At 66.8% G+C, this 25,571-nt stretch carries 24 protein-coding genes and 3 tRNA genes; 17 read left to right on the top strand and 10 right to left on the bottom strand.

Features of this window, described 5'->3' with window-relative positions:
- Window positions 1–49 precede the first annotated feature (49 nt).
- The gene (locus ACWPKK_RS09705; protein WP_452003213.1) at window positions 50–1,183 is read left to right on the top strand and encodes an ABC transporter permease; all 1,134 of its coding nucleotides are present in this window, start codon (window positions 50–52) and stop codon (window positions 1,181–1,183) included.
- A 6-nt stretch (window positions 1,184–1,189) separates the two neighbouring features.
- Here ACWPKK_RS09705 and ACWPKK_RS09700 read toward each other — a convergent pair whose 3' ends face one another.
- Window positions 1,190–1,792: a hypothetical protein gene (locus tag ACWPKK_RS09700; protein ID WP_452003211.1), complete on the bottom strand. Its 603-nt coding sequence runs from the start codon at window positions 1,790–1,792 to the stop codon at window positions 1,190–1,192.
- 354 nt (window positions 1,793–2,146) lie between these two features.
- Here ACWPKK_RS09700 and mepA point away from each other — a divergent pair, with 354 nt between their 5' ends.
- From mepA to ACWPKK_RS09670, 6 genes are all read left to right on the top strand, one after another.
- Window positions 2,147–3,058: a penicillin-insensitive murein endopeptidase gene (gene mepA / locus ACWPKK_RS09695; RefSeq protein WP_452004759.1), complete on the top strand. Its 912-nt coding sequence runs from the start codon at window positions 2,147–2,149 to the stop codon at window positions 3,056–3,058.
- A gap of 208 nt (window positions 3,059–3,266) precedes the next feature.
- Window positions 3,267–4,214, top strand: a complete 948-nt coding sequence (locus ACWPKK_RS09690) for a methyltransferase domain-containing protein (RefSeq protein WP_324868499.1) — start codon at window positions 3,267–3,269, stop codon at window positions 4,212–4,214.
- Between the two features lie 136 nt (window positions 4,215–4,350).
- Window positions 4,351–4,437, top strand: a tRNA-Leu gene (locus ACWPKK_RS09685).
- Window positions 4,438–4,475: 38 nt separating this feature from the next.
- Window positions 4,476–4,551, top strand: a tRNA-Ala gene (locus tag ACWPKK_RS09680).
- 210 nt (window positions 4,552–4,761) lie between these two features.
- A complete protein-coding gene (locus tag ACWPKK_RS09675; protein WP_452003208.1) occupies window positions 4,762–5,133 on the top strand; it encodes a hypothetical protein in 372 nt (123 codons plus the stop codon).
- A 377-nt stretch (window positions 5,134–5,510) separates the two neighbouring features.
- Complete coding sequence (locus tag ACWPKK_RS09670) at window positions 5,511–6,701, top strand: glutathionylspermidine synthase family protein (protein ID WP_452003206.1); 1,191 nt, start codon at window positions 5,511–5,513, stop codon at window positions 6,699–6,701.
- Between the two features lie 21 nt (window positions 6,702–6,722).
- Here ACWPKK_RS09670 and ACWPKK_RS09665 read toward each other — a convergent pair whose 3' ends face one another.
- Together ACWPKK_RS09665 and phaR are read right to left on the bottom strand one after the other, a co-directional pair.
- Window positions 6,723–6,941: a hypothetical protein gene (locus ACWPKK_RS09665; RefSeq protein WP_452003203.1), complete on the bottom strand. Its 219-nt coding sequence runs from the start codon at window positions 6,939–6,941 to the stop codon at window positions 6,723–6,725.
- 247 nt (window positions 6,942–7,188) lie between these two features.
- Window positions 7,189–7,827, bottom strand: coding sequence for a polyhydroxyalkanoate synthesis repressor PhaR (gene phaR / locus ACWPKK_RS09660; protein ID WP_324868506.1), 639 nt, complete (start codon window positions 7,825–7,827; stop codon window positions 7,189–7,191).
- A 637-nt stretch (window positions 7,828–8,464) separates the two neighbouring features.
- Here phaR and ACWPKK_RS09655 point away from each other — a divergent pair.
- From ACWPKK_RS09655 to ACWPKK_RS09630, 6 genes are all read left to right on the top strand, one after another.
- Window positions 8,465–9,691: an alpha/beta fold hydrolase gene (locus tag ACWPKK_RS09655; protein WP_452003200.1), complete on the top strand. Its 1,227-nt coding sequence runs from the start codon at window positions 8,465–8,467 to the stop codon at window positions 9,689–9,691.
- Window positions 9,692–9,804: 113 nt separating this feature from the next.
- Window positions 9,805–10,980: an acetyl-CoA C-acetyltransferase gene (locus tag ACWPKK_RS09650; RefSeq protein WP_324868511.1), complete on the top strand. Its 1,176-nt coding sequence runs from the start codon at window positions 9,805–9,807 to the stop codon at window positions 10,978–10,980.
- A gap of 148 nt (window positions 10,981–11,128) precedes the next feature.
- Complete coding sequence (phbB, locus tag ACWPKK_RS09645) at window positions 11,129–11,851, top strand: acetoacetyl-CoA reductase (RefSeq protein WP_063635164.1); 723 nt, start codon at window positions 11,129–11,131, stop codon at window positions 11,849–11,851.
- 172 nt (window positions 11,852–12,023) lie between these two features.
- Complete coding sequence (locus tag ACWPKK_RS09640; protein WP_452003195.1) at window positions 12,024–12,296, top strand: ribbon-helix-helix domain-containing protein; 273 nt, start codon at window positions 12,024–12,026, stop codon at window positions 12,294–12,296.
- The gene (locus ACWPKK_RS09635; RefSeq protein ID WP_452003193.1) at window positions 12,283–12,633 is read left to right on the top strand and encodes a hypothetical protein; all 351 of its coding nucleotides are present in this window, start codon (window positions 12,283–12,285) and stop codon (window positions 12,631–12,633) included. Before ACWPKK_RS09640 ends, ACWPKK_RS09635 begins: the two co-directional genes overlap by 14 nt.
- Window positions 12,634–12,743: 110 nt before the next feature.
- Window positions 12,744–14,255: a UbiD family decarboxylase gene (locus ACWPKK_RS09630; RefSeq protein ID WP_452003190.1), complete on the top strand. Its 1,512-nt coding sequence runs from the start codon at window positions 12,744–12,746 to the stop codon at window positions 14,253–14,255.
- Between the two features lie 42 nt (window positions 14,256–14,297).
- On the opposite strand, the gene ACWPKK_RS09625 is transcribed toward ACWPKK_RS09630, so the two are convergent.
- The 5 genes from ACWPKK_RS09625 to ACWPKK_RS09605 form a co-directional block, all read right to left on the bottom strand.
- Entirely contained in the window at window positions 14,298–14,696 is a 399-nt protein-coding gene (locus tag ACWPKK_RS09625; protein ID WP_452003188.1) for a gamma-butyrobetaine hydroxylase-like domain-containing protein, read from the bottom strand.
- Window positions 14,693–14,923 (bottom strand): Trm112 family protein, encoded by a 231-nt coding sequence (locus ACWPKK_RS09620; RefSeq protein WP_149222229.1) that lies wholly within the window; start codon window positions 14,921–14,923, stop codon window positions 14,693–14,695. Before ACWPKK_RS09620 ends, ACWPKK_RS09625 begins: the two co-directional genes overlap by 4 nt.
- A gap of 30 nt (window positions 14,924–14,953) precedes the next feature.
- Window positions 14,954–15,634, bottom strand: a complete 681-nt coding sequence (locus ACWPKK_RS09615; protein WP_452003184.1) for an LON peptidase substrate-binding domain-containing protein — start codon at window positions 15,632–15,634, stop codon at window positions 14,954–14,956.
- Between the two features lie 57 nt (window positions 15,635–15,691).
- Window positions 15,692–16,654: a co-chaperone YbbN gene (locus tag ACWPKK_RS09610; RefSeq protein WP_324868523.1), complete on the bottom strand. Its 963-nt coding sequence runs from the start codon at window positions 16,652–16,654 to the stop codon at window positions 15,692–15,694.
- 180 nt (window positions 16,655–16,834) lie between these two features.
- Window positions 16,835–17,395 (bottom strand): prolyl-tRNA synthetase associated domain-containing protein, encoded by a 561-nt coding sequence (locus ACWPKK_RS09605; protein WP_452003181.1) that lies wholly within the window; start codon window positions 17,393–17,395, stop codon window positions 16,835–16,837.
- 145 nt (window positions 17,396–17,540) lie between these two features.
- Here ACWPKK_RS09605 and ACWPKK_RS09600 point away from each other — a divergent pair.
- From ACWPKK_RS09600 to ACWPKK_RS09585, 4 genes are all read left to right on the top strand, one after another.
- Window positions 17,541–17,615 (top strand) — tRNA-Gly (locus ACWPKK_RS09600).
- 759 nt (window positions 17,616–18,374) lie between these two features.
- Window positions 18,375–19,043 (top strand): RraA family protein, encoded by a 669-nt coding sequence (locus ACWPKK_RS09595; protein WP_310112313.1) that lies wholly within the window; start codon window positions 18,375–18,377, stop codon window positions 19,041–19,043.
- 72 nt (window positions 19,044–19,115) lie between these two features.
- Window positions 19,116–20,060, top strand: a complete 945-nt coding sequence (locus ACWPKK_RS09590; RefSeq protein WP_452003178.1) for an AEC family transporter — start codon at window positions 19,116–19,118, stop codon at window positions 20,058–20,060.
- A gap of 663 nt (window positions 20,061–20,723) precedes the next feature.
- Entirely contained in the window at window positions 20,724–22,421 is a 1,698-nt protein-coding gene (locus ACWPKK_RS09585) for a methyl-accepting chemotaxis protein (protein WP_324868530.1), read from the top strand.
- Between the two features lie 86 nt (window positions 22,422–22,507).
- Here the strand turns inward: ACWPKK_RS09585 and ACWPKK_RS09580 are convergent, their stop codons facing one another.
- On the bottom strand, window positions 22,508–23,170 hold the full coding sequence (locus ACWPKK_RS09580; protein WP_324868532.1) for a hypothetical protein: 663 nt from the start codon (window positions 23,168–23,170) through the stop codon (window positions 22,508–22,510).
- 160 nt (window positions 23,171–23,330) lie between these two features.
- On the bottom strand, window positions 23,331–25,340 hold the full coding sequence (locus ACWPKK_RS09575; RefSeq protein ID WP_452003174.1) for a HAMP domain-containing methyl-accepting chemotaxis protein: 2,010 nt from the start codon (window positions 25,338–25,340) through the stop codon (window positions 23,331–23,333).
- Window positions 25,341–25,571: the final 231 nt, after the last annotated feature.

The raw sequence follows: 25,571 nt of genomic DNA, 5'->3' as shown, positions 1-25,571 counted from the left end.
TCCAACCGCGCTACCCTTCCCTCCATCCCCAGCCCCATGAGGCAGTGCGATGGCGCGGATATCGGCGGGCCGCCTGATGGCGGTGATGGTGAAGGAATTCATCCAGATGCGGCGCGACCGGCTGACCTTCGCCATGATGGTGGGGGTGCCGATCCTGCAGTTGATCCTGTTCGGCTTCGCCATCAACTCCGACCCCAAGGCGTTGCCGACGGCAGTCCTGGTCGCCGATTCCAGCCCCTTCGCCCGGACGCTGGTGGCGGCGATGGAGAACTCCCGCTATTTCGCCATCACCCGTGCCGCGACGTCGGAGGCCGAGGTCGACCGGCTGCTGGCGGAGGGGGAGGTGCAGTTCGCCGTCACCATCCCCGCCGGCTTCGCCCGCGATCTCCAGCGCGGTACCCGCCCGGTGCTGTTGGTGGAGGCCGATGCAACCGACCCGGCGGCGACCAGCAATGCGCTGTCGGCCCTGTCCACCATCGCGCGGCAGGCGCTGAACCCCGATCTGACCGGACCGCTGGCGGCCTTGCGCGCCGATCCCGATCCGGTGGAACTGCGCATCCATCGCCGCTACAACCCGGAAGGCATCACCCAGTACAATGTCGTGCCCGGCCTGATGGGCGTGGTGCTGACCATGACCATGGTGATGATGACAGCCCTGGCTGTCACCCGCGAGCGGGAGCGCGGGACCATGGAGAACCTGCTGGCCATGCCGGTCCGCCCGTTCGAGGTGATGCTGGGCAAGATCGTTCCCTTCGTCGCCGTCGGCTATGTCCAGGTGCTGCTGATCGTGGTGGCGGCGCGGCTGCTGTTCGATGTGCCCATCGTCGGCAGCCTCGGCCTGCTGTCCGCCGTGCTGATCCTGTTCATCGCCGCCAACCTCGCCGTCGGCTTTACCTTTTCCACGCTGGCGCGCAACCAGTTGCAGGCGATGCAGATGTCCTTTTTCTTCTTTCTGCCGTCGATGCTGCTGTCCGGCTTCATGTTTCCGTTCCGCGGCATGCCGGGATGGGCGCAGGCGGTGGGGGAGCTGCTGCCGCTGACCCATTTCCTGCGCATCGTCCGCGGCATCCTGCTGAAAGGAAACGGGCTGGCCGAGATCGCGGCGGAGGTGCTGGCGCTCCTCCTGTTCCTGACGGTGGTGACGGTGGTGGCGCTGAGACGCTACCGCCAGACGCTGGACTGAGCGCCGTCAGGCAGCCGACAGGTACTTGAACACCGTGCGCCGGCTGTCATAGGCCGTACCCTTGTCCACGACGAGATCGAGGCCGCCGCCCTGGAACCGCCGGTCCGCGCCGATGAAGGCGGAAACCAGGAATTTCTTGGGCACCGTCAGGTTGAATTGCGCGATGCCGTGCTTGGACGCCGGGTACTGGTCGGCTGGCCCCATCGCCTGGTCATGGCCGATCACCGGGACGATCTTGGCCAAGCGACGTTCTCCCGTCGCGGGGATGTCGCCCGCGATCTTCTGCGCAAGGCCGTTCACCCCGGCAGCCCCGAACTTCTGCTCCAGTGAGCCTTGTACCGTCGGCCGAGCCGCCTCGACCGCGGGATCGTTGCTGGGCAAGCCGTATTTGCCGCCGGACAGGTGGGTGTAGCCAAGAAACTGGAACTCACCGGCAGACAGGGGCTCCTTCAGCAGCAACAAGTAATAGCCACGGCTGAGTCGTCCCCGATGGAAGCCGATCAGATCCTCCAAATGAATAGGATCACGGTTGATAATATCGATCAATCTGGTCAAGCAACCGCGGACGCTGACGGTATCGCCAATACGAAAGCTCATTGTCGGTGGCATTTTATCAAATTCCTTGTTTGCGACAATCCGACGTTTCCATTGCTAATAACGGACTGTCAATATTCGCTGCGGCTAGGCCGCTCGGCCAGGGGGAGTGCTCCGGCAAGACGAGGGGCGTCAAGGCCGGACTCATCGGACGCACTCCGGATGGACCGGCACTGCGCCTGACCGTTCGGTTGTGCGGCCCCGACGTGTCCTCCATCATTCCTTAACCACGACTCCGCTATAGCCGTAACAGTGGCGGTGCCGGCGGCGGTGCTGGCGGCGATGCGGGGAACGGATATGGGATTTCGCGCTTTCGGGGGGCGTGCCTTCAGGGTTGTCGCGTGCGTCGGGCTGGCTTTCGCCTTGCTGGTGTCGGCCCTGCTGGCGTCGGGTGGGGCCGACGCCAAGCAGCGGAAGAAGAAGCCGGCGCCGATCCCGGCCTACGCAACCAGCGTCGCCTGGGGGGCGGTGGCCGGCCCGTCGCTGGGGGCGGCGCAGTCCATCGGCGGCTATGCCGCAGGATGCGTCGCCGGCGCCCGCGCCTTGCCGCCGGAAGGGGTCGGCTATCAGGTCATCCGCCTGTCGCGCCAGCGCAACTTCGGCCACCCGGTTTTGGTCGACATGCTCCGTGATTTCGGCCAGCGGGTGGCGCTCGCCGGGTTGGGCACCGCGCTGGTCGGCGACATGGGGCAGGCGCGCGGCGGTCCGATGCCGTCGGGCCATGCCAGCCACCAGATCGGGCTGGACGCCGATGTCTGGCTGCGGCTTGACCTGCCGCCGATGGGACGCGCCGGCCGCGAGCGGCTGGAGGAGATCAAGTATGTCGATTACGACCGGATGCGCGTGACCGCGGACTGGTCCGACCGGCAGGCGAAGATGGTCCAGATCGCCGCCAGCGACGCGCGGGTGTCCCGCATCTTCGTCAGCCCGGCGATCAAGCTGGCGATGTGCCAGCGCAGTTGGCCCGACCGTGGTTTCCTGAACAAGCTGCGGCCCTGGCACGGCCATGACGGCCACATGCACATCCGCCTGAACTGTCCGGCCGGCAGCCCGCTGTGCGAGCAGCAGACGGCCCAGCCCGACGGCGACGGCTGCGACGATGAACTGATGTCCTGGCTGAGCAGCGCCTCCCCCGCCATCGAGCGTCCGCCGGGCTACAAGCCGGAACCGCGGGTGGTCCGCAAGATGCCCGCCGCATGTGCCCCGGTCCTGAACGCAGCGGGTACACGCATGGCCTCCTTGCCGGAATCGACCCCGGCACCGGCCAAGGCGGCGCGCTGACGCCACGCCCCAAGGGCGGCGTTACAGCAGGGAAATTTTTCCACTTGCATGCAATTAGCGTCAGTCTAACCTGAGGCTGGAAGAATTCTTGCGGGTGGTGTGTTTCAATGTCACGGAACAACCGCAAGGATGATGCGCCGCGCGGCGCCGAACGGGGGATGCCGGCGGCGCCGGAGGCGTCGATCGGCCGATGGGGTGGACGACGGCGATGACGGACAAGGACGAAGCGTCCGGGCACGGACCGAGCCTTAAGACGCGGCTTTACGCCTGGTGGGAAGGCTACGACCTGTCCGGCCTGAAGACCAGGAAGGGCGACGAATCGCAGCAGGCTTCCGCGGAGCCGCAGCCGTCGAATCCCGGTCCCGGTCCCGGCATGAACCGCTGGGGCAAGCCGCTGTGGTCCGCCACCCGCATCGAAGTGGCGGAGAAGATGTGGGGCGAGGGATTCAACACGCCCGGCGGCGCCGATCACATCCCCTATCTGGTCAAGCCGCTGGGCCTGAACCCGGCGATGAGCGTGCTCGACCTCGCCGCGGGGCTGGGCGGCACCAGCCGCACCATGGCCGGCAAATATGGCTGCTGGGTCACCGGGCTGGAGGCGTCGGACCTTCTGGCGAAGGAAGGGATGGTCCGTTCCTTCAAGCTGGGGCTGGAGAAGAAGGCGCCGATCGAGACCTTCAACCCCGAGCATTTCGGCTATCCCAAGCGCGTCGACGCCATCGTCTACAAGGAAGGCCTGTTCTTCGTCCGCGACAAGGAGCAGATGTTCGACGGGATGGAACTGGCACTGAAGCCGCGCGGCCATCTGCTGATCACCGACTATATCGCCGAGGAAGAGGTGATGGGTGCCAAGGCGGTGCAGACCTGGTGCGACAAGGAACCGCTGACGCCGAACCTGTGGCCCAAGGACCGCATGGCCAACGCCTTCGCCCAGCGCAACCTCGACCTCCGCATCGCCGAGGACATCACCGATACCCACCGCGGCCTAATCCTGTCCGCCATCCAGGGGCTGGTCGACCATCTGGAGAGATTCCAGCTCGATACCCCCACAAAGCTGGCGGTGATGGAGGAGGTCGAACTCTGGGCCCGCCGCGTCGCCGCCATCGAGGCCGGCGTGCGGGTTTATCGCTTCTACGCGATCAAGCCGGCGGAGTAGGGGCAGGGAAGTGTCAGCTGACGATGCCGCCACCCAGCCCCCCGAAAAAACTTTTGCGCGATTGCATTTTTCCTCTTGAGCGCGGCGGTCAGCCTGGGTACATAGAGCGCCCCGCGTGACCCCAAGAAACGCGGACGCGCTTGTGGCGGAACTGGTAGACGCGCTAGGTTCAGGTCCTAGTGGCTGAAAGGCCGTGGGGGTTCGACTCCCTCCAAGCGCACCAACACCCAAAGTGTTGGTGAAGTAGAAGAAAAATATAGTGGGGCCATAGCTCAGCTGGGAGAGCGCTACAATGGCATTGTAGAGGTCAGGAGTTCGATCCTCCTTGGCTCCACCATTTCTTCCCGCTGGTCGGGGCGGACTGTTCCCGACACCTCCAGATATTTATCGGTACGCCGAGTGTGGCTTTCCGGCATCACGGAGCCGCAGTCGGGGTGTTACCACCTTGGGGCGCATGGCCGAACGGGTGCCGCGCACGGATAATCTCGCCTGCCGATCCACCGGCATCCGATCCGCACGCCATTCCGTTTTTTCCGGAGCGCCCGCCATGTCCACACGGATGGAACACGGGTTGAGGACGCTTGTCCTCGCCCTTTACGATGAAGCTGCATTGACGGCGGCTGCCAAGGGCCTGACCGGGCTTTTGGCCGAACGGGCGGCCCTGTGCGAGGCGGCGAGCCTCGCCACCGGCCCGGCCCGCCGCGCCGTGTCCGAAGAAGAGGTGCTGCGCGTCGTTCTGGCCGCCCGCCGGCTCCGGCGCCTCGGCAGCAGCGCACAAAACGACATGCCGGCCCTGGTGCCCGCGCTTGCGGCGGCAGCCCCGATCCGGCCGGCGGCAGTGATGAAGCCGCGGCGCGGCCGTCTGGCGCTGTGGGCGATGCGCTCGCTCGCCCACCGTCCCTCGGTGGGTCTGATCTGAGCGCGCTTTTCCGGTCGCCGTTTTGAAGATTCGGCCCTTTTGAAGACCTGCTTGTGAAGACTGCGGGAATGGACCGCTGCGGCCTTGCGTCGCGGCGGTCCGTTCCGTTTCCGCTGTCCGCCCGATCGGGGGGAGCTATCGCGGATGCGCGCTGGCGCGCCGCGGCGGGGCAGGTTACATACGCAAGGCCGTGCTTGCGCCGCAGCGATTGCGTCGCGAGCATCCGCATCTTCCTCGGATTGGCCTCCCCCGGAGTAGAGCGTTGCCCAGTGGACAGTTGACCAGCTTGCCGCCCGTCATCTCATCCATGCGCCGGACCTTCGCCGCCGCGTGCCGTCCGGCTCCCCGGTTCTGATACGCAGGGGATCGGAACAGGCATGCGCAGGACGACGATGAAGCCGCGGGCCGACTGGCGCCCGGGTCTCCGCAAATATCCCTATGGTGTCCGCGCCATGTCGGCCGGGGCCGGCTGGCGGGAGGACACCGTCTATGAGTTCAGCGCCTCGCAGATCGACCTGATCGAAAGCGTCGCGGACGAACTGCACAGCATGATCGCCGTCGCCGTGCGCCATGTGGTGGAGCACAAGCTGTTCGCCGCACTCGGCATCCGCGGCGATCTGGCGCGGATGCTGGAAGCGTCCTGGGCCGATTACTGGGCCGGTGGACGGCGCAACGAGCGGGCCGGCGGGCTCGCCGGGCGGCTGACGCTGGCCTATGACGGGCGCGACAGCATCAAGCTGCTGGGCTGCAATTACGACACCGGCGAGGGGCTGTTCGCCGCCTCCATCATCCAGCGCAATTGGCGCGAGGCGATGGCCCCCGACGCCAACCAGTTCAACGGCCTGCACGAGGCGCTGGTCGAGCGCTGGGAGGAGATGGCGGCGGGGGTGCCCGGCCGTGGGCGCATGCATGCGACCTGCGCCACCCCCGATCCGGTGCGCGAGGGTGAACTGGTCTATCTGGCCGCCACCGCGGCGGAGGCCGGCATCGACAGCCGGCTGCTGCCGCTGCACGCAATCGCCTGGGACGGCCGGCGCTTCCTCGATGACGAGGGGCAGGCGATCTCCTGGCTGGCGAAGCTCTATCCCTGGGACGGACTGGCCGACGACGGGTTCCTGCAGCGGCTGCGCAGCAGCGGCATGAGCGTGCTGTCGCCGCTGTGGTGCTGGCTGTGGTCGAACCACGGCCTGCTGGCGGTGCTGTCGTCCCTGTACCCGCGCCATCCCAACCTGTGCCGCGCGGCACTGGACCCCAGCGGCATCGCCGGGGCGGAAATGGTGACGGTGCGGGCCTTCCACGGGCTGGACGGCGCGCCGACCCGCGTCGTGGATCACGGCGCGGTGGTCGCGGACGACGGGCCGGAGATCGGCGGGGATGTCGCCGCCCATGGGGCCGTATGGCTGGAAACTCCGCCCTGCTTCCGCGAGGAGGATACCCGCGCCGTCCTGCATGCCTGGATCGTCGGCGACAAGTGCCTGGGCATGGGGGTGCGGGAATCGACCGATCCGCGGCTTGGCCTTGGCGGCGGCCCGGATTGGGCGATGGTCCCGCACCTGTTCAGGGGCTGATCGCTCCCTGGGTTCGGCCTGTCAGGGTGCGAAGGGGTTCTTCAGCGCCGGGCCGAAGGTGGCCTTGCGGGCGGCGCGCCAGATGCTCTCGGCCGCCAGATCGTTGCCGCGGTCGGCCATGGCGAGCCCGGCCACGCCCGGCTGGTGGTCGACCCACTCGCGCAGCATGTCCTCGAAACGGGAAACCTCCCGCGGATCGTCGCTGGCCAAGGTGATCGAGACGGTCAGTTCGGTGGTCATGGTCGGTTCCCTCCTGACGGTTGGACGGGCCGGACCGCGCGGCAGAGCCGCCGGACCGGCACCGTGGACGAGAAGGTGCCTTCTGGAGTTCGGCGATCGGATTCACGCTTCAAATCAAGTTCGATTTTACGCGATCCGATCTATGCACGGCCCCAAGCCTGCGCGCCCGATTCGGCCGGCGCAATGAAAAAGGCGGGGTATGCCCCCGCCTTCCGTGCTGCCAGTCCTCCGGAACCTTGCCGACCGGTTACTTGACGTCGGTCTTGCCGGGCGGCTTGGCGATGCTGGCGATCTGCTTCTGCAATTCGTCGATCTGCTTCTGCAACTCGTCGAAGGTGGCGCCGGCCGCCGGAGTGGGAGAAGTCGTGGCGCCCGGCTGTCCGGCCGGACGCTGACCGGCGACGTCGTCCGGGGCGCCGGCGACGCCGAAGGGCGTGAACATCCGCATGGCCCGTTCGAACATCGCCATGTTCTGCTTGCTGACCTCGTCCAGTCGGCCGAACGGGAACATGCCGCCCAGCGTGTTCTGGAAATAGTCGCGCATCTGCTCCTGATTGCGGGAGAAGGCCTGCATCGAATATTCCAGATAGCGCGGCACGACCGACTGCATGTTGTCGCCGTAGAAGCCGATCAGCTGGCGCAGGAAGCTGATGGGCAGCAGGTTCTGGCCCTTGCTCTCCTCCTCCACGATGATCTGTGTCAGGACGGAGCGGGTGATATCCTCCCCCGTCTTGGCGTCATAGACCACGAAGTCCAGCCCGTCCTTCACCATCTGGCAGAGATGGTCCAGCGTGACATAGCTGCTGGTGGCGGTGTTGTAGAGCCGCCGGTTGGCGTACTTCTTGATCGTGATCGGAGCGGACTTCTGGTCTTCCTTGTCGGCCATCGCGGACTCTTTCAAGAAGGGACATATTCCAGAACCATCATGTTCCAGAACACGGGGACATTGCGGCGGAAATTGTTCCGTCCTTAGGACTACTCGAAGGGATAGCAATTTGTCCAGCGTTGCGCCGCGGCATACCGCCGCGGTTGCGGTTCGGATTGCCGCACTGACGGAGAAGCGAGACGCACCCGGACAGCCTCCGACGATACCCGAATGGACAGGTGGGGAGCCATGCCGCACTGGTCAATCCGGCCCCGCCGCCCTTATAATCCGGCCATGGCCGACCCGTCGCAACCAAATCCTCCGCCTGATCCGCCATCCTATGAATCGCTGGCGCGCCGCTACCTGGACCTGTGGCAGGACCAGTGGACGGCGGGTGCCGCCGATCCGGAGACGGCCGACATGATGGCCCGGATGTTCCAGATGATGGGGCAGGGGATGGCGGCCGCGGCACCCTTCGCCTTCGGGCCCGCCGGGTTCGGATTAGGCGGGGGCGGCATGCCCGGCGGCGGTTGGGATCCTCGTCCGGCACCGTTCTCCCACAACGTCTCTCCCCAAAGCGAACGGCCTTTCGATGAGCGAGCGCCCACAGGACAGGAAAGGGGAAAAGGGGAAGCGGGCGGACGGGACGCCGCTTCGCATGGGGCCGCGTCCGCTGGGCCTGCATCTGACGGCGGCGCTCGGCAGCTTGCTCAGCTCCTCGGCCGCATTGCCGCTCTTGAGGAACGGCTCGCTGCCCTGGAATCCGGCCCTGAGGGAACGGGCGGCGGCGCTGAGGGACGAAATGTCGCAGGCCGACCGGCTGCGGGGCAACGCGGGGGCAAGCGCCGACGACCCTCTGAGCCGGGAGGTTGACCGCGAGGTCCGGCGCCGCATCGACGCGGTCCTGACCGGGATCGAGCGTTACCGCCGGCACCCCTATGTCCGCGACCTGCCCGACCCGCCGGTGGTCTGGGCCGAAGGCGGATCGCGCCTGCTCGATTACGGCGAGGAGGCCGGCGGGCGGCCGGTGCTGTTCGTGCCGTCGCTGGTCAACCGGGCCTACATTCTCGATCTATCACGGGACAAGAGCCTGATGCGCTGGCTGGCGGCGCGCGGCTTCCGGCCGCTTCTGCTGGACTGGGGCCGGCCGGGGCCGCTGGAACGTCGCTTCACCCTGACCGACTATATCGCCGGCCGGCTTGAACGTGCGCTGGATGTGTTGGTGGAGGCGGTTGGGCGGCCGGTCCCAGTGGTGGGATACTGCATGGGCGGGTTGCTGGCCGCGGCACTGGCACAGCGCCGTCCGCGCTCGCTCGCCGGGCTGGGGCTGATGGCGACGCCCTGGGATTTCCATGCGGAGGATGCAGCCACGGCGCGCCGGGTGGCCGCCTTCATCCAGCCCTGGGGGCCGGCGCTGGAGCGCTGGGGCGAGTTGCCGACCGACGCGCTGCAGGCGCTGTTCGCCCAGCTCGACCCGCTGCTGGCGTTGAAGAAGTTCGGCAGCTTCGCCCGCATGGCGCCGGAGTCCCGCGCCGCCGCGGCCTTCGTTGCGCTGGAGGACTGGCTGAACGATGGGGTGCCGCTGGTGGCCGGTGTGGCGCGCGATGCGCTGGCCGGCTGGTACGGGCGCAACGACACGGTGGCCGGCGCCTGGATGGTCGCGGGCCTGCCGGTCGACCCGGCCGCCATCCGCGTGCCCACCCTGGCCCTGATCCCGGAGCGCGACCGCATCGTCCCGCCCGCGTCCGCCCTGGCGCTGCCCGCCGTGATCCCCGATGCGCGCATCCTGCGCCCGCCGCTGGGCCATATCGGAATGGTTGTGAGTGCCGGTGCCGAGACCGGAGTGTGGAATCCTCTGGCCGAATGGCTTGCTGCGACAGGTTAGCGCCGCGACCTTCGGCCAGCTTGCACCCGTCACATTGCCCGACTTAAGGTAACAATCACTCCGAGCGTCCCACCAGCGCTATAATAAAACTGTCCTATTTCGAGGAGCGTTCAATGACCGAAGTCGTCATCGCCGGTGCCGCCCGTACGCCCATCGGCAGCTTCAACGGTGCCCTCAGCACCGTTCCCGCCCACGTTCTGGGCGAGGTCGCGATCCGCGAAGCGCTGGCCCGCGCCAAGACCGACGCGGCGGAAGTGGACGAAGTCATCCTGGGCCAGATCCTGACCGCCGGTCAGGGCCAGAACCCGGCCCGCCAGGCCGCCGTCAACGCCGGCATCCCGGTGGAGGCGACCGCCATCGGCATCAACCAGCTCTGCGGTTCCGGCCTGCGCGCGGTTGCGCTGGGCTATCAGGCGATCAGGAACGGCGACGCCGACGTCCTGGTCGTCGGCGGCCAGGAGAGCATGAGCATGGCGCCGCACGTCATGCACCTGCGCAACGGCACCAAGATGGGCTCCGCCGAGCTGCTCGACACCATGCTGCGCGACGGCCTGACCGACGCCTTCCATGGCTATCACATGGGCACCACCGCGGAGAACGTCGCCCAGAAGTGGCAGCTGACCCGCGATGAACAGGACGCCTTCGCCGCCGCCAGCCAGCAGAAGGCCGAGGCCGCCCAGAAGGCCGGCCGCTTCAAGGACGAGATCGTCCCGGTTACCATCAAGGGCCGCAAGGGCGACGTCGTCGTGTCGGACGACGAGTATCCGAAGCACGGCACCACGCCGGAATCGCTGGCCAAGCTGCGCCCGGCCTTCTCGAAGGACGGCACGGTGACTGCCGGCAACGCCTCGGGCATCAATGACGGCGCCGCCGCCCTGGTTCTGATGTCGGCAGAGAACGCGGCCAAGCGCGGCGTCACCCCGCTGGCCCGCATCGTCTCCTGGGCGACCGCCGGCGTCGATCCGGCGATCATGGGCACCGGCCCGATCCCGGCCTCGCGCAAGGCGCTGGAAAAGGCCGGCTGGACCGTCGACGACCTCGACCTGATCGAGGCGAACGAGGCCTTCGCCGCCCAGGCGCTGTCGGTCAACAAGGACCTCGGCTGGGATACCAGCAAGGTCAACGTCAACGGCGGCGCCATCGCGCTCGGCCACCCGGTCGGCGCTTCGGGCGCCCGCGTTCTGACCACGCTGCTGTTTGAAATGCAGAAGCGCGACGCCAAGAAGGGTCTCGCCACCCTGTGCATCGGTGGCGGCATGGGCATCGCCCTCTGCGTCCAGCGCGACTGAGGATCGGACGGGCCGCTTTCCAAAATGGAAGCGGCCCGCTTCGCTTGAAGGCTTGGGGCATCCGCCGGACCTGCGGAGGGAGCCCTATGCCCAAAAACAAAAAATCAAAGAAACCAACCAACCATCACTAAATCTGGGGAGAAGAACTATGGCTCGTGTTGCAGTCGTCACTGGTGGCACCCGCGGCATCGGCGAGGCGGTTGCCGTCGCCCTGAAGAATGCCGGTTACAAGGTCGCCGCCAACTATGCCGGCAACGATCAGGCGGCCGAGGAGTTCACCGCCCGCACCGGCATCCCGACCTACAAGTTCGACGTCGCGGATTTCGACGCCTGCAAGAAGGGGATCGCCGCGATCGAGTCCGATCTCGGCCCGGTCGACGTGCTCATCAACAATGCCGGCATCACCCGTGACGGCGTGATGCACCGCATGACCTACGATCAGTGGGAGAAGGTGATCCACACCAACCTGTCCTCCTGCTTCAACATGTGCCGCAATGTGATCGACGGCATGCGCGAGCGTGGTTTCGGCCGTATCGTCAACATCGGCTCGGTCAACGGCCAGGCCGGCCAGTACGGCCAGGTCAACTATGCCGCGGCGAAGTCCGGCATCCACGGCTTCACCAAGGCGCTGGCGCAGGAGAGCGCGGCCAAGGGCATCACCGTCAACGCCATCGCCCCCGGCTACATCGACACCGACATGGTGCGCGCGGTGCCGGCCAACGTGCTGGAGAAGATCGTCGCCCGCATCCCGGTCGGCCGCCTGGGCCGCGCGTCGGAGATCGCCAAGGCCGTGCTGTACCTCGTCGACGACGACAACGGCTTCATGACCGGCTCGACCCTGTCGGTCAACGGCGGCCAGCACATGTACTGATCCCGCACCGGGTCTCGCACCCCGGTTCGCGAGTTGTGACGGAGCCCCTTTCCCGCGTCCGGCCGGACCTTTGGTCCGCCGGGGTGGGGGAGGGGTTTTGTTTTGAGCGGATTGCACTCCGGTCTTGATGGTGGTGCTACCCAGTAGTACCGTTTGGCACCGGAGGTGAATCATGACCGTGAAGACATCGATTTCCTTGACCGACGAGCAGGAAGCCTACGCGCGCAGCCTCGTCGAAGCCGGACATTATCCAAGCCTCAGCGCTGTCATCCAGCGGGGACTGGAGGTGCTGCGCCACGAGACGGAAGCCCGTGACCTGGAGCTTGAAGCTCTCCGACTGCTGATCGACCAGCGCCTTGCCGGCCCCTTTGTCGATCTTGAAGAGGGGATAGCCGATATCCACACCATGCTGGAGCGCAAGAGGAAAGCCCGTGCAGCACTATAAGCTGCGTTACGCGCCGATCGTCACTCAAGACTTCGGCCTCATCGAAGACTATTTGTTTCAAGCATACCAGGATTTGGGAGACGACGCTGAAAGAGCAACCGAAAGGGCTGCGCGTCGCATCGTCGAGGCTGCCGATTACATTCGGACCTTTGCAACCTATCCCCATCGCGGCACGGAACATCCGGAAATCCACTCAGGCCTCCGAACGGTGACCAGCAACAGGTTTACGTTCTATTTCAGCATCGACGACTCGCAGGCTGAGGTTTTGATCGTTGCCGTTTTCTTTGGGGGCGTCGATCACCGGCGGCAGATCGTCGACCGGCTTGGGAGGCGATGAGCTGGGGCAATTCTCCGCATATCGGGCCCCACCGCACTTGACGGACAGGCCGCCGAGTTGAAGGTTATCGTCCGTTTCGGACGCACCACCCACACACTGGACACCTTGCGATGCCCTACACCTCGTTGCGTGACTTCATCGACCGGCTGGAGAAGGCGGGGCGGCTGGTGGTGGTGAAGGAACCGGTGTCCACCGTTCTGGAGATGACCGAGATCCAGACCCGCCTGCTGGCCGAGAACGGGCCGGCGGTGCTGTTCGAGAATGTCATCAAGGCCGACGGTACGCGGTCGGAGATGCCGGTGCTGGTCAACCTGTTCGGCACGGTGGAGCGGGTCGCCTGGGGCATGGACCGCGAGCCGCACCAACTGCGCGCGGTCGGCGAGACGCTGACCTTCCTCAAGCAGCCGGAACCGCCGGGCGGCTTCCGCGAGGCGCTGGAACTGATCCCGCTCGCCAAGACCGTGCTGTCGATGAAGCCGAAGACCGTCGGTTCGGCCCCCTGCCAGGAGGTGGTGCTGACCGGCGACGACATCGACCTCGGCCGCCTGCCGGTGCAGGGCTGTTGGCCGGGGGAGCCGGCGCCGCTGATCACCTGGCCGCTGGTGGTCACCAAGGGGCCGACGGGGAAACGCGAGGACGACTTCAACCTCGGCATCTACCGCATGCAGGTGCTGGGCAAGAACAAGACGATCATGCGCTGGCTGAAGCACCGCGGCGGCGCCCAGCACCATCACCGCTGGGCCGCCAGCGGGAAGCGCGAGCCGTTGCCCTGCGCCGTCGTGCTGGGGGCCGATCCCGGCACCATCCTGGCCGCGGTGACGCCGGTGCCCGACACCCTGTCGGAATACCAGTTCGCCGGCCTGCTGCGCGGCAAGAAGGTGGAACTGGTGGAATGCAAGACGGTGCCGCTGAAGGTGCCGGCCCAGGCGGAAATCGTCCTGGAAGGCCATGTCAGCCTGGACGAATACGCCGACGAGGGACCCTACGGCGACCACACCGGCTATTACAACTCGGTCGAGCCCTTCCCGGTCTTCACCGTCACCGCCATGACGATGCGGCGCAAGCCGATCTACCTGTCCACCTTCACCGGCCGCCCGCCCGATGAGCCTTCGGTGCTGGGCGAGGCGCTGAACGAGGTGTTCATCCCGCTGCTGGTCCAGCAATTCCCGGAGATCGTCGATTTCTGGCTGCCGCCGGAAGGCTGCTCCTACCGCATCGCGGTGGTCAGCATGAAGAAGGCCTATCCCGGCCATGCCAAGCGGGTGATGATGGGCGTCTGGTCCTTCCTGCGCCAGTTCATGTACACGAAATGGGTGATCGTCGTGGACGACGACATCGACGCGCGGAACTGGAAGGACGTGATGTGGGCGATCTCGACCCGCATGGACCCGGCCCGCGACATCACGGTGATCGAGGGCACCCCGATCGACTATCTCGACTTCGCCAGCCCTGAATCGGGCCTGGGCGGCAAGGTCGGCCTGGACGCCACCAACAAATGGCCGCCGGAGACCAAGCGCGAATGGGGTGAGAAGCTCCACATGACCGACGAGGTGGTGGAGAAGGTCAGCCGGAAATGGGACCTATACGGCCTGCCCGGCAGCGGAAAGCCGATCTGGAAGTAAGGAGGCGTCCCTCTCCCGACCAATGTCGGGAGAGGGACGCAATCACCGCCGCGGGTCGCGGCTCAGGCCCTTGGCCTGCAACTCTTCAAGATACTCGGCCCATACGGCATCCTGCTCGGTGCCGATCTCGTAGAGGTATTTCCAGGTGTAGATCCCGCTGTCGTGAAGGTCGTCGAAGACGATGCGGACGGCGTAGTTGCCGACCGGCTCCACCCGCATGATGCCGACATGACGGCGGCCGGCGACGGTCTGCTTCTGGCTGGGGTTGTGACCCTGCACCTCGGCCGATGGGCTGACCACGCGCAGGAACTCCGCCGGGTAGGAGAAGGTCCGGCCATCGTCGAAATCGACCTCCAGCCGTTTCTCCTCCTTCTTCAGGCGGAGCTCGGTCGGCCAGTGGACCGTGCCGAACCCATTATCCGGACTGTCGCCGGGGCTCATCGCGACGCCCCCGCCTTGTCCAGGCTGCGGGCCTCGTCGATCAGCATGATCGGGATGCCGTCGCGAATCGGGTAGGCCAGCCCGGCGCGCTCGCTGACCAGTTCGCCGCGTTCGGCGTCGTAGCGCAGGGGGCCCTTGGTCAGCGGACAGACCAGGATTTCCAGCAGCTTCGGGTCGACCCGCGCGCTGGTTTTCGATTCGCTGTTCTTGTCCTCGGGCGTCGCCATGTCGTGTCTCGCAGTGTTCAAGGATAAGGATCAATGCTTGGGCGGCGGACCGTCCCCGTCATGGCTGTCGAGAATGGCCATCTCGACCAGCCCGATCAAGAGCTTCCCACGCTCCGCCAGGGTCGGGGCCTCCAGCAGCGCCTGTTTCTCGCCGGGCGTGAAGGGGCAGATCATGGCGAGCGAGTTGACCAGCCGTTCGTCCAGCGTCGATTCGATGGACTTCCAGTCGACAGAAAGGCCCTGGACGCGGAAATAGCTCTTCAGCGCGCCGAGCAGCCGGTTGCGGTCGATGTCGCCGCAGGCCTCATGCTCCAGGTCGGTACGGAAGGGGCGCCAGTCGGGAACGATCCGGCGGTAGCCGCGCGCTCCCTCCACCTCCCGCCCGACTTCGAAACGGGCAACGCCGGTCAGGGTGATGAGAAAGCGGCCGTCGTCGGTCTCGGCGAAGCTGGTGATGCGGCCGGCGCAGCCGCAGTCATAGACGGCCGGTTCACGCTCGCGCCCCACGGGGTCGAGCGGCTGGACCATGCCGATCATGCGGCCGCTGCCCAGCGCGTCCTCGACCATGGCGAGGTAGCGCGGCTCGAAGATGTTCAGCGGCAGCCTTGCCCGCGGCAGCAGCAGGACACCGGCCAACGGGAAGATGGGCAGCATCCCCGGCAACTGGCTGAAATCCGGGTCGAAGGAGTTTCTGGTTGGGTTCCTGGTCATGCCAATCAGATAGAACCCCTTCGCCGGTGGAACAGCCGTCCTGCGTCGGGAAAAGCGTCAGCTGAACATCATGGTCGACAGGCGGCGGCGGGTCTTCACCGTCAGCGGGTCGGTCTGGCCGAACGCCTCGAAGAACTTCACCAGCTGCTTGCGGGCGCCGTCCTCGTTCCAGGTCCGGTCGCGCTTGAAGATCTCCAGCAGTTCGTCCACCGCGGCTTCGCGCTTGCCGGCGGCGAACAGCGCCATGGCGAGGTCGAAGCGCGAGGCGTGGTCGTTCGGATCGTGGGCGACCTTCTCCATCAGCTCGGGGATCGGACCGGCGTTGGCGGCCTGCTCCGCCACGTCGAGGGCGGCGCGGACGTTGTCCAGCTCCTTGTCCTTGGCGATGGCTTCCGGCGCCTGGGCCAGCATCTGCTTGGCATTCTCCAGGTCGCCGGCGGCGATCAGGCAGCGGATGATGCCGGCATAGGCCTGGGCGTTCTCCGGCTCCGCCTGCATGATCTGGCTGTAGAGGTCGAGCGCGCCCTGCAGGTCGCCGCCCTCCATCAGCTCTTTGGCCTGGGCGAAGGCCTCCTCCAGCAGGTCACCGGCCCCGCCGCCGGCGCCGGCCTGCTTGGCCAGCGCCACCAGCTTGTCGACGAAGGCCTTCACCTGCGATTCGGGCAAGGCGCCCATGAAGCCGTCGACCGGGCGGCCCTGGAAGAAGGCGTAGACCGCCGGAATCGACTGAACACGCAGCTGCGAGGCGATCATCGGGTTGGCGTCGGTGTCGATCTTCACCAGGCGTACCGCACCCTTGGCGGCGCGCACCACCTTCTCGATGATCGGACCCAGCTGCTTGCAGGGGCCGCACCAAGGCGCCCAGAAATCGACGATCACCGGAACGTCGCGCGAGGCTTCGATCACGTCGGCCATGAAGGCGCGGTCGCTGCTGTCCTTGACGACGTCGGCGGCACTGGGGGCGGCACCGGCGGCGGGAGCGGCGGGCTTGGACCCGTTGGCGGGGGGCATGGAGAACATGGCGTGTTTCGGTCCCGTTGGTGATGCCTGGCCCAGTAGGTCATCCCGGTGGGCCATGGAGTTGCCGGCCCGGCCGTCGCCGGTCCGGATCCTGATCGTTGCCGACATATGTGAGCGCGCAAGGCGGCTCAAGCAAGCATTGCGTGGGCAGGCACTGCGTGGAACCGCCGCCGGAGCCGGTCAATCCCCGGTGCGGCCGAAATCGACGATCGCCGGCTCGTGCCCGCAGGCGCGGATGAAGCGCAGCAGGTCGTCGCGCCGGATCGCCGTGGTGCGGTCGTTCAGCAGCGGATGATAGTTCAGCAGGTCATGCTCCATCATCGCCTGTTGCAGGACGACGCGCACCTTGTGCCCGGTGTCGTTGACCAGGGCGAAGGGCGTGACCGACCCCGGCCGGATGCCGAGGACGCGCCACAGCCGGTCGGCCGAGGCGAAGGACAGCCGCGCCGACCCGATCGCCTTGTCCAGCCGATTCAGGTCGATTTGCGCATCCTCCAGCGCCACCACCAGCCAATGCTGATCCTTCTTGTCCTTCAGGAACAGGTTCTTGCAATGGCCGCCGGGCAGTGCGCCGCGCAGGGCCTTGCTCTCTTCCACCGTGTGCAGCGGCGGGTGGCGGTGCGTGGTCGCCTGGATGCCCAGCGCGTCGAGCCGCGCCAGCAGTTGGTCCGGCGAGGTCGGCAGGGGCGCGTCCCCATCTGGAAGGCAGGCGTCCGGAAGGGAGGTCGGTGCTGTGTCCATGACACCCCTTGTACCGGTCCCGCAAAAAATCGTCCAGCCGGTCAAAAAAACTGAAACAACGCGCTTGCAATGCGTCGGCCGATGAGTATAGTCCGCCGCACACCGCCGAACGGCACCGACAAGCTGCTGAACGATGGTACGGAGCGCGGGCGTAGCTCAGGGGTAGAGCACAACCTTGCCAAGGTTGGGGTCGAGGGTTCGAATCCCTTCGCCCGCTCCAGTTTCTTCCAGCCTTCCCGCTGGAGCATGCGATCTCAAAAGGCCGGACCTTCGGGTGCCGGCCTTTCGCTTTTTGGCGCTCGCATTTGCCGGCCTGTCATCTTCGGGCGATCCGCACCGGCCCACCGGCCCCCGCGTCGCGGTTCCTCCGCCTTTTCCTCCGCCTTGTGCGCCCGGCGGCGCCGGTCCGCGTTTGCGGGTTGAATGGCCTATCCAGAGATTGTGCCAAGACGAGCGGTCGGCATCATACAATTGTAGGCGAGTTCCCCAGCTTACACGAGGGTGCGTTTTTCCGATTCTGCTCAGTTCCCGCTGCCTGCCACGACAGTTGTGGATCGCCGGAGCTTGGCTGGTGATTGTCTTGTAATTTCACGTCTAGAGCGTGTGATGCTTTGTCATAACCAGCATCAAGAGATGAAATTTCCTATGACGTATTTACAGATTGTAAACCTCCTTGCGTATGACGGCCTATGCGGGTACACTTCAAAATCTAAATAAATGGCGTATAAAGCTCCGGGGGTTGTGCCGCTCGCAGATGATCCGCGGAAAAGCGCGTTGAAGTCCCGAAGCCTTCCCGCATAAGGACGCCTGGATCGCTTGGCCCGTTCGCCGGCGCCGGTCACCCGGCCGCATGGCGGACGGGTCCGCCATATCGGGTCGGCCGGTCTCGGGATCGACCGACGCAGGAATCGCCACCGCCCCCACGCCCCCTCCGAACCCGATCCAGACACGAAGACCAATCCGAAGAAAGGACCCTGCCATGGCCATGCAACGCTACCTCGTCGACTACCGCCGGCTGTCCACCGACGCCCTCGCCAAATGGTCGTCGGTGCCCAGCAGCGTCGCCTCCGATGCGCTGAACCGCTGCCAGAGCATGGATTCGCGGATCAAGCCGATGGTGCCGGGCATGCGCATCTGCGGTCAGGCCCGCACCGTCGTCACCATGCCCGGCGACAACAGCATGGTTCATCATGCCGTCAGCCTGGCCGAACCGGGCGACGTCGTCGTCGTGGCCGGCGGCGGTCTGGACGACGTGGCGCTGGCCGGCGAATGGGTGGTGCGCTGCTGCAAGCGCCGGGCGCTCGGCGGGCTGGTGGTCGACGGCTCCGTCCGCGACCTGCACGAAATCCGCGGACTCGGCCTGCCGGTGTTCGCCAAGGGGGCCGTTGCCCGTGGCCCGCACAAGAATTTCGGCGGCAAGATGGACGTCACCGCGGCCATCGGCGGCGTGCCGGTCAACCCCGGCGACCTGATCCTGGGCGACGAGGACGGCGTGGTGGTCGTGCCGCTGGCTTTCGCCGATGCCGCCCTGACCCAGAGCCTCGCCCTGCTCGAACGCGAGCGCCAGTGGACCGAGCAGATTGAGGCCGGCGCCACCCTGGTGGACGTGCTGGGTGTCCCGCCGCTGGAGATCGTTCCCGCCGAATGAGCGGATCGGTGTAAGGAAAGCCCCCGCATTATCGGCCCGACCGGCCGACCCCGCCCACACGGTGCCGCGTCCATGTCGCTGATTTTCCAGATCGTCCTGCCGATGTTCGGCCTGATCGCCCTTGGCTACTGGGCGGCGCGCTACCGCGGGTTCAGCAATGCGATGGTTCAGGGGCTTTCCCGTTTCCTCGGCATCTATGCGCTGCCGGCGCTGCTGTTCTCCAACATGGCGCGGGCGGATATCCCCGATCCTCTGGAATGGGCGGTGCTGGGGTCCTTCTACATCGCGGCGGTGGCGGTATTCCTGGTGGGCGGGCTGTGGATGCGGATGGCGGGCCGGCGGGAGCAGATCGCACCCATCGGCCTTGCCAGCTCCTTTTCCAACATCGCGCTTCTCGGTTCGCCCATCATCATGGAGGCCTATGGGCCGACGGTGGCGGTGCCGGTGATGCTGCTGATCGTCTTCCAGTCGCCCTTGCTGTTCACCTCCGCCACCATGCTGGCGGAGACCCAGCGGTCGGCGCGCGGCGGCCGGTCGGGGCGTCCGGTGCAGGCGACGCTGGGGGCGGCCAAGGCGACTCTGACCAGCCCGCTGGTGGTGTCGGTCATTCTCGGGCTGACGGCCAACCTGATTCATCTGCCGATTCCGCCCATGGTGATGAAGAGCTTCACCATGATGGCGCAGACGGTGCTTCCTTGCGCCTGCTTCATGCTGGGCGCGTCGCTGGCGCTGAGCCCGGCCTCGGGCGCGGTGCTGCCCGCGACGGTCGTGGCCCTGCTGAAGACCGGGCTGCATCCGCTGCTGACCTGGCTGCTGGCCACCCATGTCTTCGACCTGCCGCCGGTGTGGGTCGCCCCGGCGGTGACCGCCGCGGCCCTGCCCATCGGCATCAACGCCTACGTCTTCGCCGAGCGCTACAACGCCGGGAGGGATGTGGTGTCGATGTCGCTGCTGATCTCCACCCTGCTGTCCCCGGTGTCGATCTCCATCGCCTTCATGGTATCGGCCGCGGGCTGACGCAGGGCCGCTGCGAAGGCGCATTTATTTGGCATATATTTGAAAAGACTGGAAATCGACTGGGGCCACCCGCCGTGCATCCGGCGGGAAGGCGCGCCGGTGCACATGCCGCATGCGGCAGTATGACCGGATTGCTCGCCATTGATGCGAGAGTGAAATCCTGTTAGCCTCTAATTGTATGAATTCCGAAGCAACTCGTCTGCGCAGAGGCTGTCTCTTGTTCGGGAAAAACACGGAAAAGGAGAGTCTGCCGCCAATGCGGCGGTATCCGGCCGGGTCCGATCCGGAAAAGAGAAATCCGGTCTTTTGTGGTGCATATGATAGTATGACCGAGAAGTACATGCGGGGATATGCCGAAAAATCGGCGATCGGTTGTGACAGATCAAAGACTCAGACAAAAGAAGCCCCGTTAATCATTGAAAAAGATTTCCGGGATGAGATGACGCGGTGGCGATCGTGCCGGCGGGACGGCCGCCCCGGATGCGGATTCGGACCCGTAAAGGGATCTCGTTCCAACCACGTATCGCGGAGCGGTGCGGCGATGGCGGAACGCAGGGCGGCGCCGATGGTGCCGCCGGCGTCGTGCGACCGCGGCCCGTTCCTCCGCTCCAAAGCAATGCCGGATGGTTCGCGCCACGGACCGGCGGCCGACGCAGGTGCCCCATGACCCTCCTCAACAACTTCCACATCCCCGTCAAGATGGCCATTCCGGCGACGACGGCGATCATCGGCATGCTGGTGATCGCGCTGCTCGGCTGGTCGGCGATCACCCAGCAGTCGACGCTGCTCGATACCCTGTTCAACCGCTCCTTCACACGCGAGGCGGAGATCCAGGGACTGACCGACACCTTGACGGTGGCCCACGCCGGCATGTACCGAACGGTGATCCTCAGCAGCGCGAACGCCTCGCCCAAGGCGGTGGAAGAGGAGATGAAGGCGCTCAACGCGCAGCTCGACAAGCTGAAGGGCCAATCGGAAGCATTGAAGGGCGCCACCGCCGAAACCGACGAGGAAGCGAAGTATTTCGAGCGGTTCGGCAGCGACGCCGCGACCTATCTTGCAAAGGTGGGAAGTTTCCTCGACCTGCTGAAGATGGGCGTCGATCCGCTGGACTTCCTGCAGGAGGTGCAGTCGGCCTACACCCGCCTGCAGGCGACCAGCCGCGACTATCTGACCTACAAGCGCAAGGTCTCCACGGACGCCTACACCCTGGTCAACGCGTCGGTCGACAACACGACCCAGGCTTTCATGCTGGTGGCGGGGGGTGCGTTGCTGGTGACGGTCGGCGTTGCCCTGTTCATCGGCATGAACATCGCCCGGCCGATCGTGCGCCTGACCGACGTGATGGAGCGGCTGGCCCGCGGCAACCTGGAAGCCGACATTCCCGCCGCGGACCGCGGCGACGAGATCGGCCAGATGGCCCGCACCGTCCAGGTGTTCAAGGAGAACGCCGTCCGGGTGCAGGAACTGTCCCGCGAGCAGGAGGCGATGCGCATCCGCAACGACCAGGAACGGCGTCAGGCGATGTCGGCGCTCGCCAACGACCTGGAGGCGTCGGTCAAGGCGATGATGGGCGAGGTAGTGCGCTCCGCCACGTCGATGCGCAACGAAGCCAATTCGATGCTCGACAATGCCAAGCAGACCAGCCACCACAGCGACAGCGTCGCCCATTCCGTGCAGGAGGCGACCAGCGAGGTCGAGAGCGTGGCGGCCGGCGCCGAGCAGCTCCGCGCCTCGATCGACGAGATCACCCGCTCCATCAGCCAGTCGGCGCAGCTTGCCCGTGGCGCGGTGGACGAGGCCGGCCGCACCGACAGCATCGTCCAGGGGCTGAGCGAGGCCAGCCGCAAGATCGAGGAGGTCGTCGGCCTGATCCAGTCGATCGCCGGCCAGACCAACCTGCTGGCGCTGAACGCGACCATCGAGGCGGCACGCGCCGGCGAGGCGGGCAAGGGCTTCGCGGTGGTGGCGCAGGAGGTGAAGAGCCTCGCCAACCAGACGGCCAAGGCGACGGAGGAGATCGGCGCGGAAATCGCGGCGGTCCAGGCCGCCACCCATGCGGCAGTCGGCGCCATCCGCGCCATCGTCGGCACCATCCGTCAGGTCGACGAGTCGCTCGGCACCGTCGCCGCCGCGGTGGAGGAGCAGGACGCCGCCACCCGCGACATCAGCGCCCGGTCCCAGCGCGCTGCCGTCGACACCATGGCGGTGATGCAGGAAATGCGTCTGGTCCAGCAGGCCGCGGAGACCACCGGCCATTCCGCCGGCTCGGTGCAGAACACCACGGAAGAGCTGTCGCGCAGCTTCAATCGCCTGGACCACGAGATCGAGGCCTTCATCGCCCGCATCACCGCGGCGTGATGGTTGAGACTTGGGGGCGTTAGCCCCCCACCTATCCTCCCCCGCCCAGCGGGGGAGGATAGGTGGGGGCAATCGTAAGCCTACGCTTACCCCACCAGCACTCCGCGCCGCGCATCCGCCCACTCGCGCGCGGTCGTCGGGCGGCCGTCGGCGTCGATCAGGCCGCGGGTGAACAGTTCCTCGGCGTGGCGGATGAAGAAGGCTGCGGTGCTCGGCCGCTCCCAATGCTCCATCCAGTTCTGTTCCAGGAAGGCCAGGATCCCCGGCTGGCCCAGTTCCACCTCCCACAGCACTCCCAGCAGCGAAGTCTGCTGCTCCTCATGCATGCAGTCCTCGAAACACAGGCGCTTGTCGGCGCGAGCCTCCTTGCGAGCGGTGGTCTCCGGGCCGGGGCCCAGGCCGTAGTCGATCAGCGTCCGCCGCTCCGGCGCCGCGCACAGCCAATGCGCCACCTCATGCACGATCACCGTCGCCTCGACATCGGTGCGGATCACCTTGCCGTCCCACATGAAGGAGCGGCTGGGCGGCTCGTCCAGCGTGTCGATGCCATGGGCATGGGCCAGTCGCACCGCCTCGGCCCGGTGGGCCGGCGTGTCGACGCCACCGCCGGGCTCGTCCTCCGGCCGCACGGGCCAGGTTGCGGCGATCCGGCGGAAGGCGGCCCGCGCTTGGGCATGGCCGTCCAGATGGGCGTCGAAGGCCGCGATGGCCTTCGGCATGTCGTCGATGGCGATGGGGGTCAGGATCATGGCGCCTATGTGCCCAAGGGGGCGTCCCGGCGCAAGGGGAATGTAACCGGGCAAAAGAGCAGGGCCGCCCGTCAGAAGAAGGGCGCCGGCAAGACCCGGTCCGTTCGGGTCGCGCCGGCGCCACAAGCGTCGCGGCCGCGCTGACGTTCGATACCGTTTCTTACGCAGCCCGCATGTCGGTCAGGAAGCGCGACACGAAGCCGCGCAGGTCGGTCGCCTCATGGTTCAATCCGTCGGCGGCGGTCAGCACTTCGCGCGAGGCGTCGCCGGTGGATGCCGCGGCCTCCGACACGCCGGCGATGTTGCCGGACACCTGCTGGGTGCCGCGCGCCGCCTGCTGTACGTTGCGGCTGATTTCCTTGGTGGCTGCACCCTGCTCCTCCACCGCGGCGGCGATGGTGGTGGAGATGTGGTTGATCTCGGCGATCACCCGGCCGATCTCGGCGATGGCGCCGGCGGCCTGCCGGCTGATCTCCTGGATGCCGGCGATCTGGCTGCCGATCTCCTCCGTCGCCTTGGCGGTCTGGTTGGCGAGGTTCTTTACCTCCGACGCCACCACCGCGAAGCCCTTGCCGGCTTCACCGGCGCGCGCCGCCTCGATGGTGGCGTTCAGCGCCAGAAGATTGGTCTGGCTGGCGATGTCGGTGATCAGCTGCACGACCTCGCCGATGCGCTGGGCGGCGTCGACCAGCCCGCGGACAGTGCCGTCGGTCTTCTCGGCGGTCGCGACCGCCTGCCCGGCGATGCGGGTGCTTTCGGCCACCTGCCGGCCGATCTCGGCGATGGAGGCGGTCAACTCTTCGGTCGCGGATGCCACCGTCTCGACATTGCCGGTCGCCTCATGGGAAGCGCTGGCGACCGCGTCGGCCTGACGGGTGGTCTGCTCGGCGGTGGCGGACATGGTCTGGGCGGTGGCCTGAAGCTGCGTCGCCGCCGCCGACACCCGGCCCAGCGCCGCCAGGACCAGCCGGTCGAACTCCTGGGTCAGCCGGTCGATCCGCTCGCCGCGGCTGCGTCGCGCCTCATGGTCGGCGCGCTGGGCCTCGGCCAGCCGGTCGCTCTCGATCAGGCTGTCCTTGAAGACCTGCAGGGCCTTGGCCATGCCGCCGATCTCGTCGGCGCGGTCCAGGCCGGGGATGTCGACGCTGCGGTCGCCGCCGGCCAGCCGGGTCATGCGGTCGGTGATCGCCACCACCGGGCGCGACAGCCCGCGCCCGATCAGCAGCGCGGTCGCCAGCCCCAGCACCACCGCGACCAGAGAAGCGGCGATCATCACGGTCAGCGCCTTGGTGATGAAGGCGCCGGTCTCTTCGCCCAGCTGCTTCTGATGGTCGACGCTGGCGACGGTCAGCTGCTCGGCCTCGGCAGCGATGGAATCGCCGACGGGGGTCAGCACCTCGGTCACCAGCCGGTCGCGCTCGGTCGTCGCCTTGACCACGGCGTTGAAGCCGGTGGTGTAGACGCGCAGCATCGCGGTATAGGACATCGCCATCTTGCGGCGGTCCAGGTCGGTCAGCTTCGCCATCATCGCACCGCCGCGGCTGGCGGCGTCGGTGAATTGCGAGCGGGTCTGGCTCGCCAGCGCCGGGGAGCCGTCGACGTTGTAGCGCGTGGCCGAGACACGGGCGGACAGCATGTGGCGCAGCGCCATGCCCGCCAGATAGGCGGCGTCGGTGTCGCCGGCGGCGCCGGCGCTGTCCATGATGGTGTCCAGGGCACCCTCCAGCCGGGGGCCGATCTCGTCCAGTTCGGCGATGGCCTTGCTGCGCTGGGCCTGCAGTTCCATCGTCGCGGCGAAGGCCTCCTGATACTGGGCGATCTCCAGCGCCATGTGGTCGACGGTCTGCAGCAGGGCCTGGTCGGCGAACAGGGTGCGGGCCTTGTCGATGGTCTGCGCCGCCTCGCCGGCAAGACGGCGGACGGTGGTGCCGACTTCTGGATCTCCGGTCAGCAGGAAGCGGGTGGATTGCTGGCGCATCTCCAGCATCAGGGCCTGGATGCGCCCGGCCTCGTTGGTCTGTTGGCCGAGCCGCCGGTAGGTCTCCACCGCACCGCCGGCATCGGACAGGGCCACCACGCCGATGCCGCCGATCAGCACCAGGAACACCAGGATGCCGGCGCTGGCCGCCGTGATCTTGGAACCCACGGAAAAGCGATTGAAAAGGCTCATGGTCGAGGCCTCCGCGGCACAGGGGCGCTGCTCAGCGCTTGGTCAAGGCGACCGGGAAAGGTCAGCCCCTGCGACCTGTTTCAGGAAGCATGCCACATGCCCCGGTATGGCCGGGCCGTAGGGGCGGGCAGCGGGAAGGGGCCCGGGTGACGCAGGGGAACGCGATGGGCGGCGGGCGTGGAATAAACGGACGCCTTGCATGTTTGCCCGTTGCGTGGGGTCGCGGGCTGC

This window comes from Azospirillum largimobile (assembly GCF_977007025.2).
This window is presented reverse-complemented; position numbering and strand designations above follow the sequence as displayed.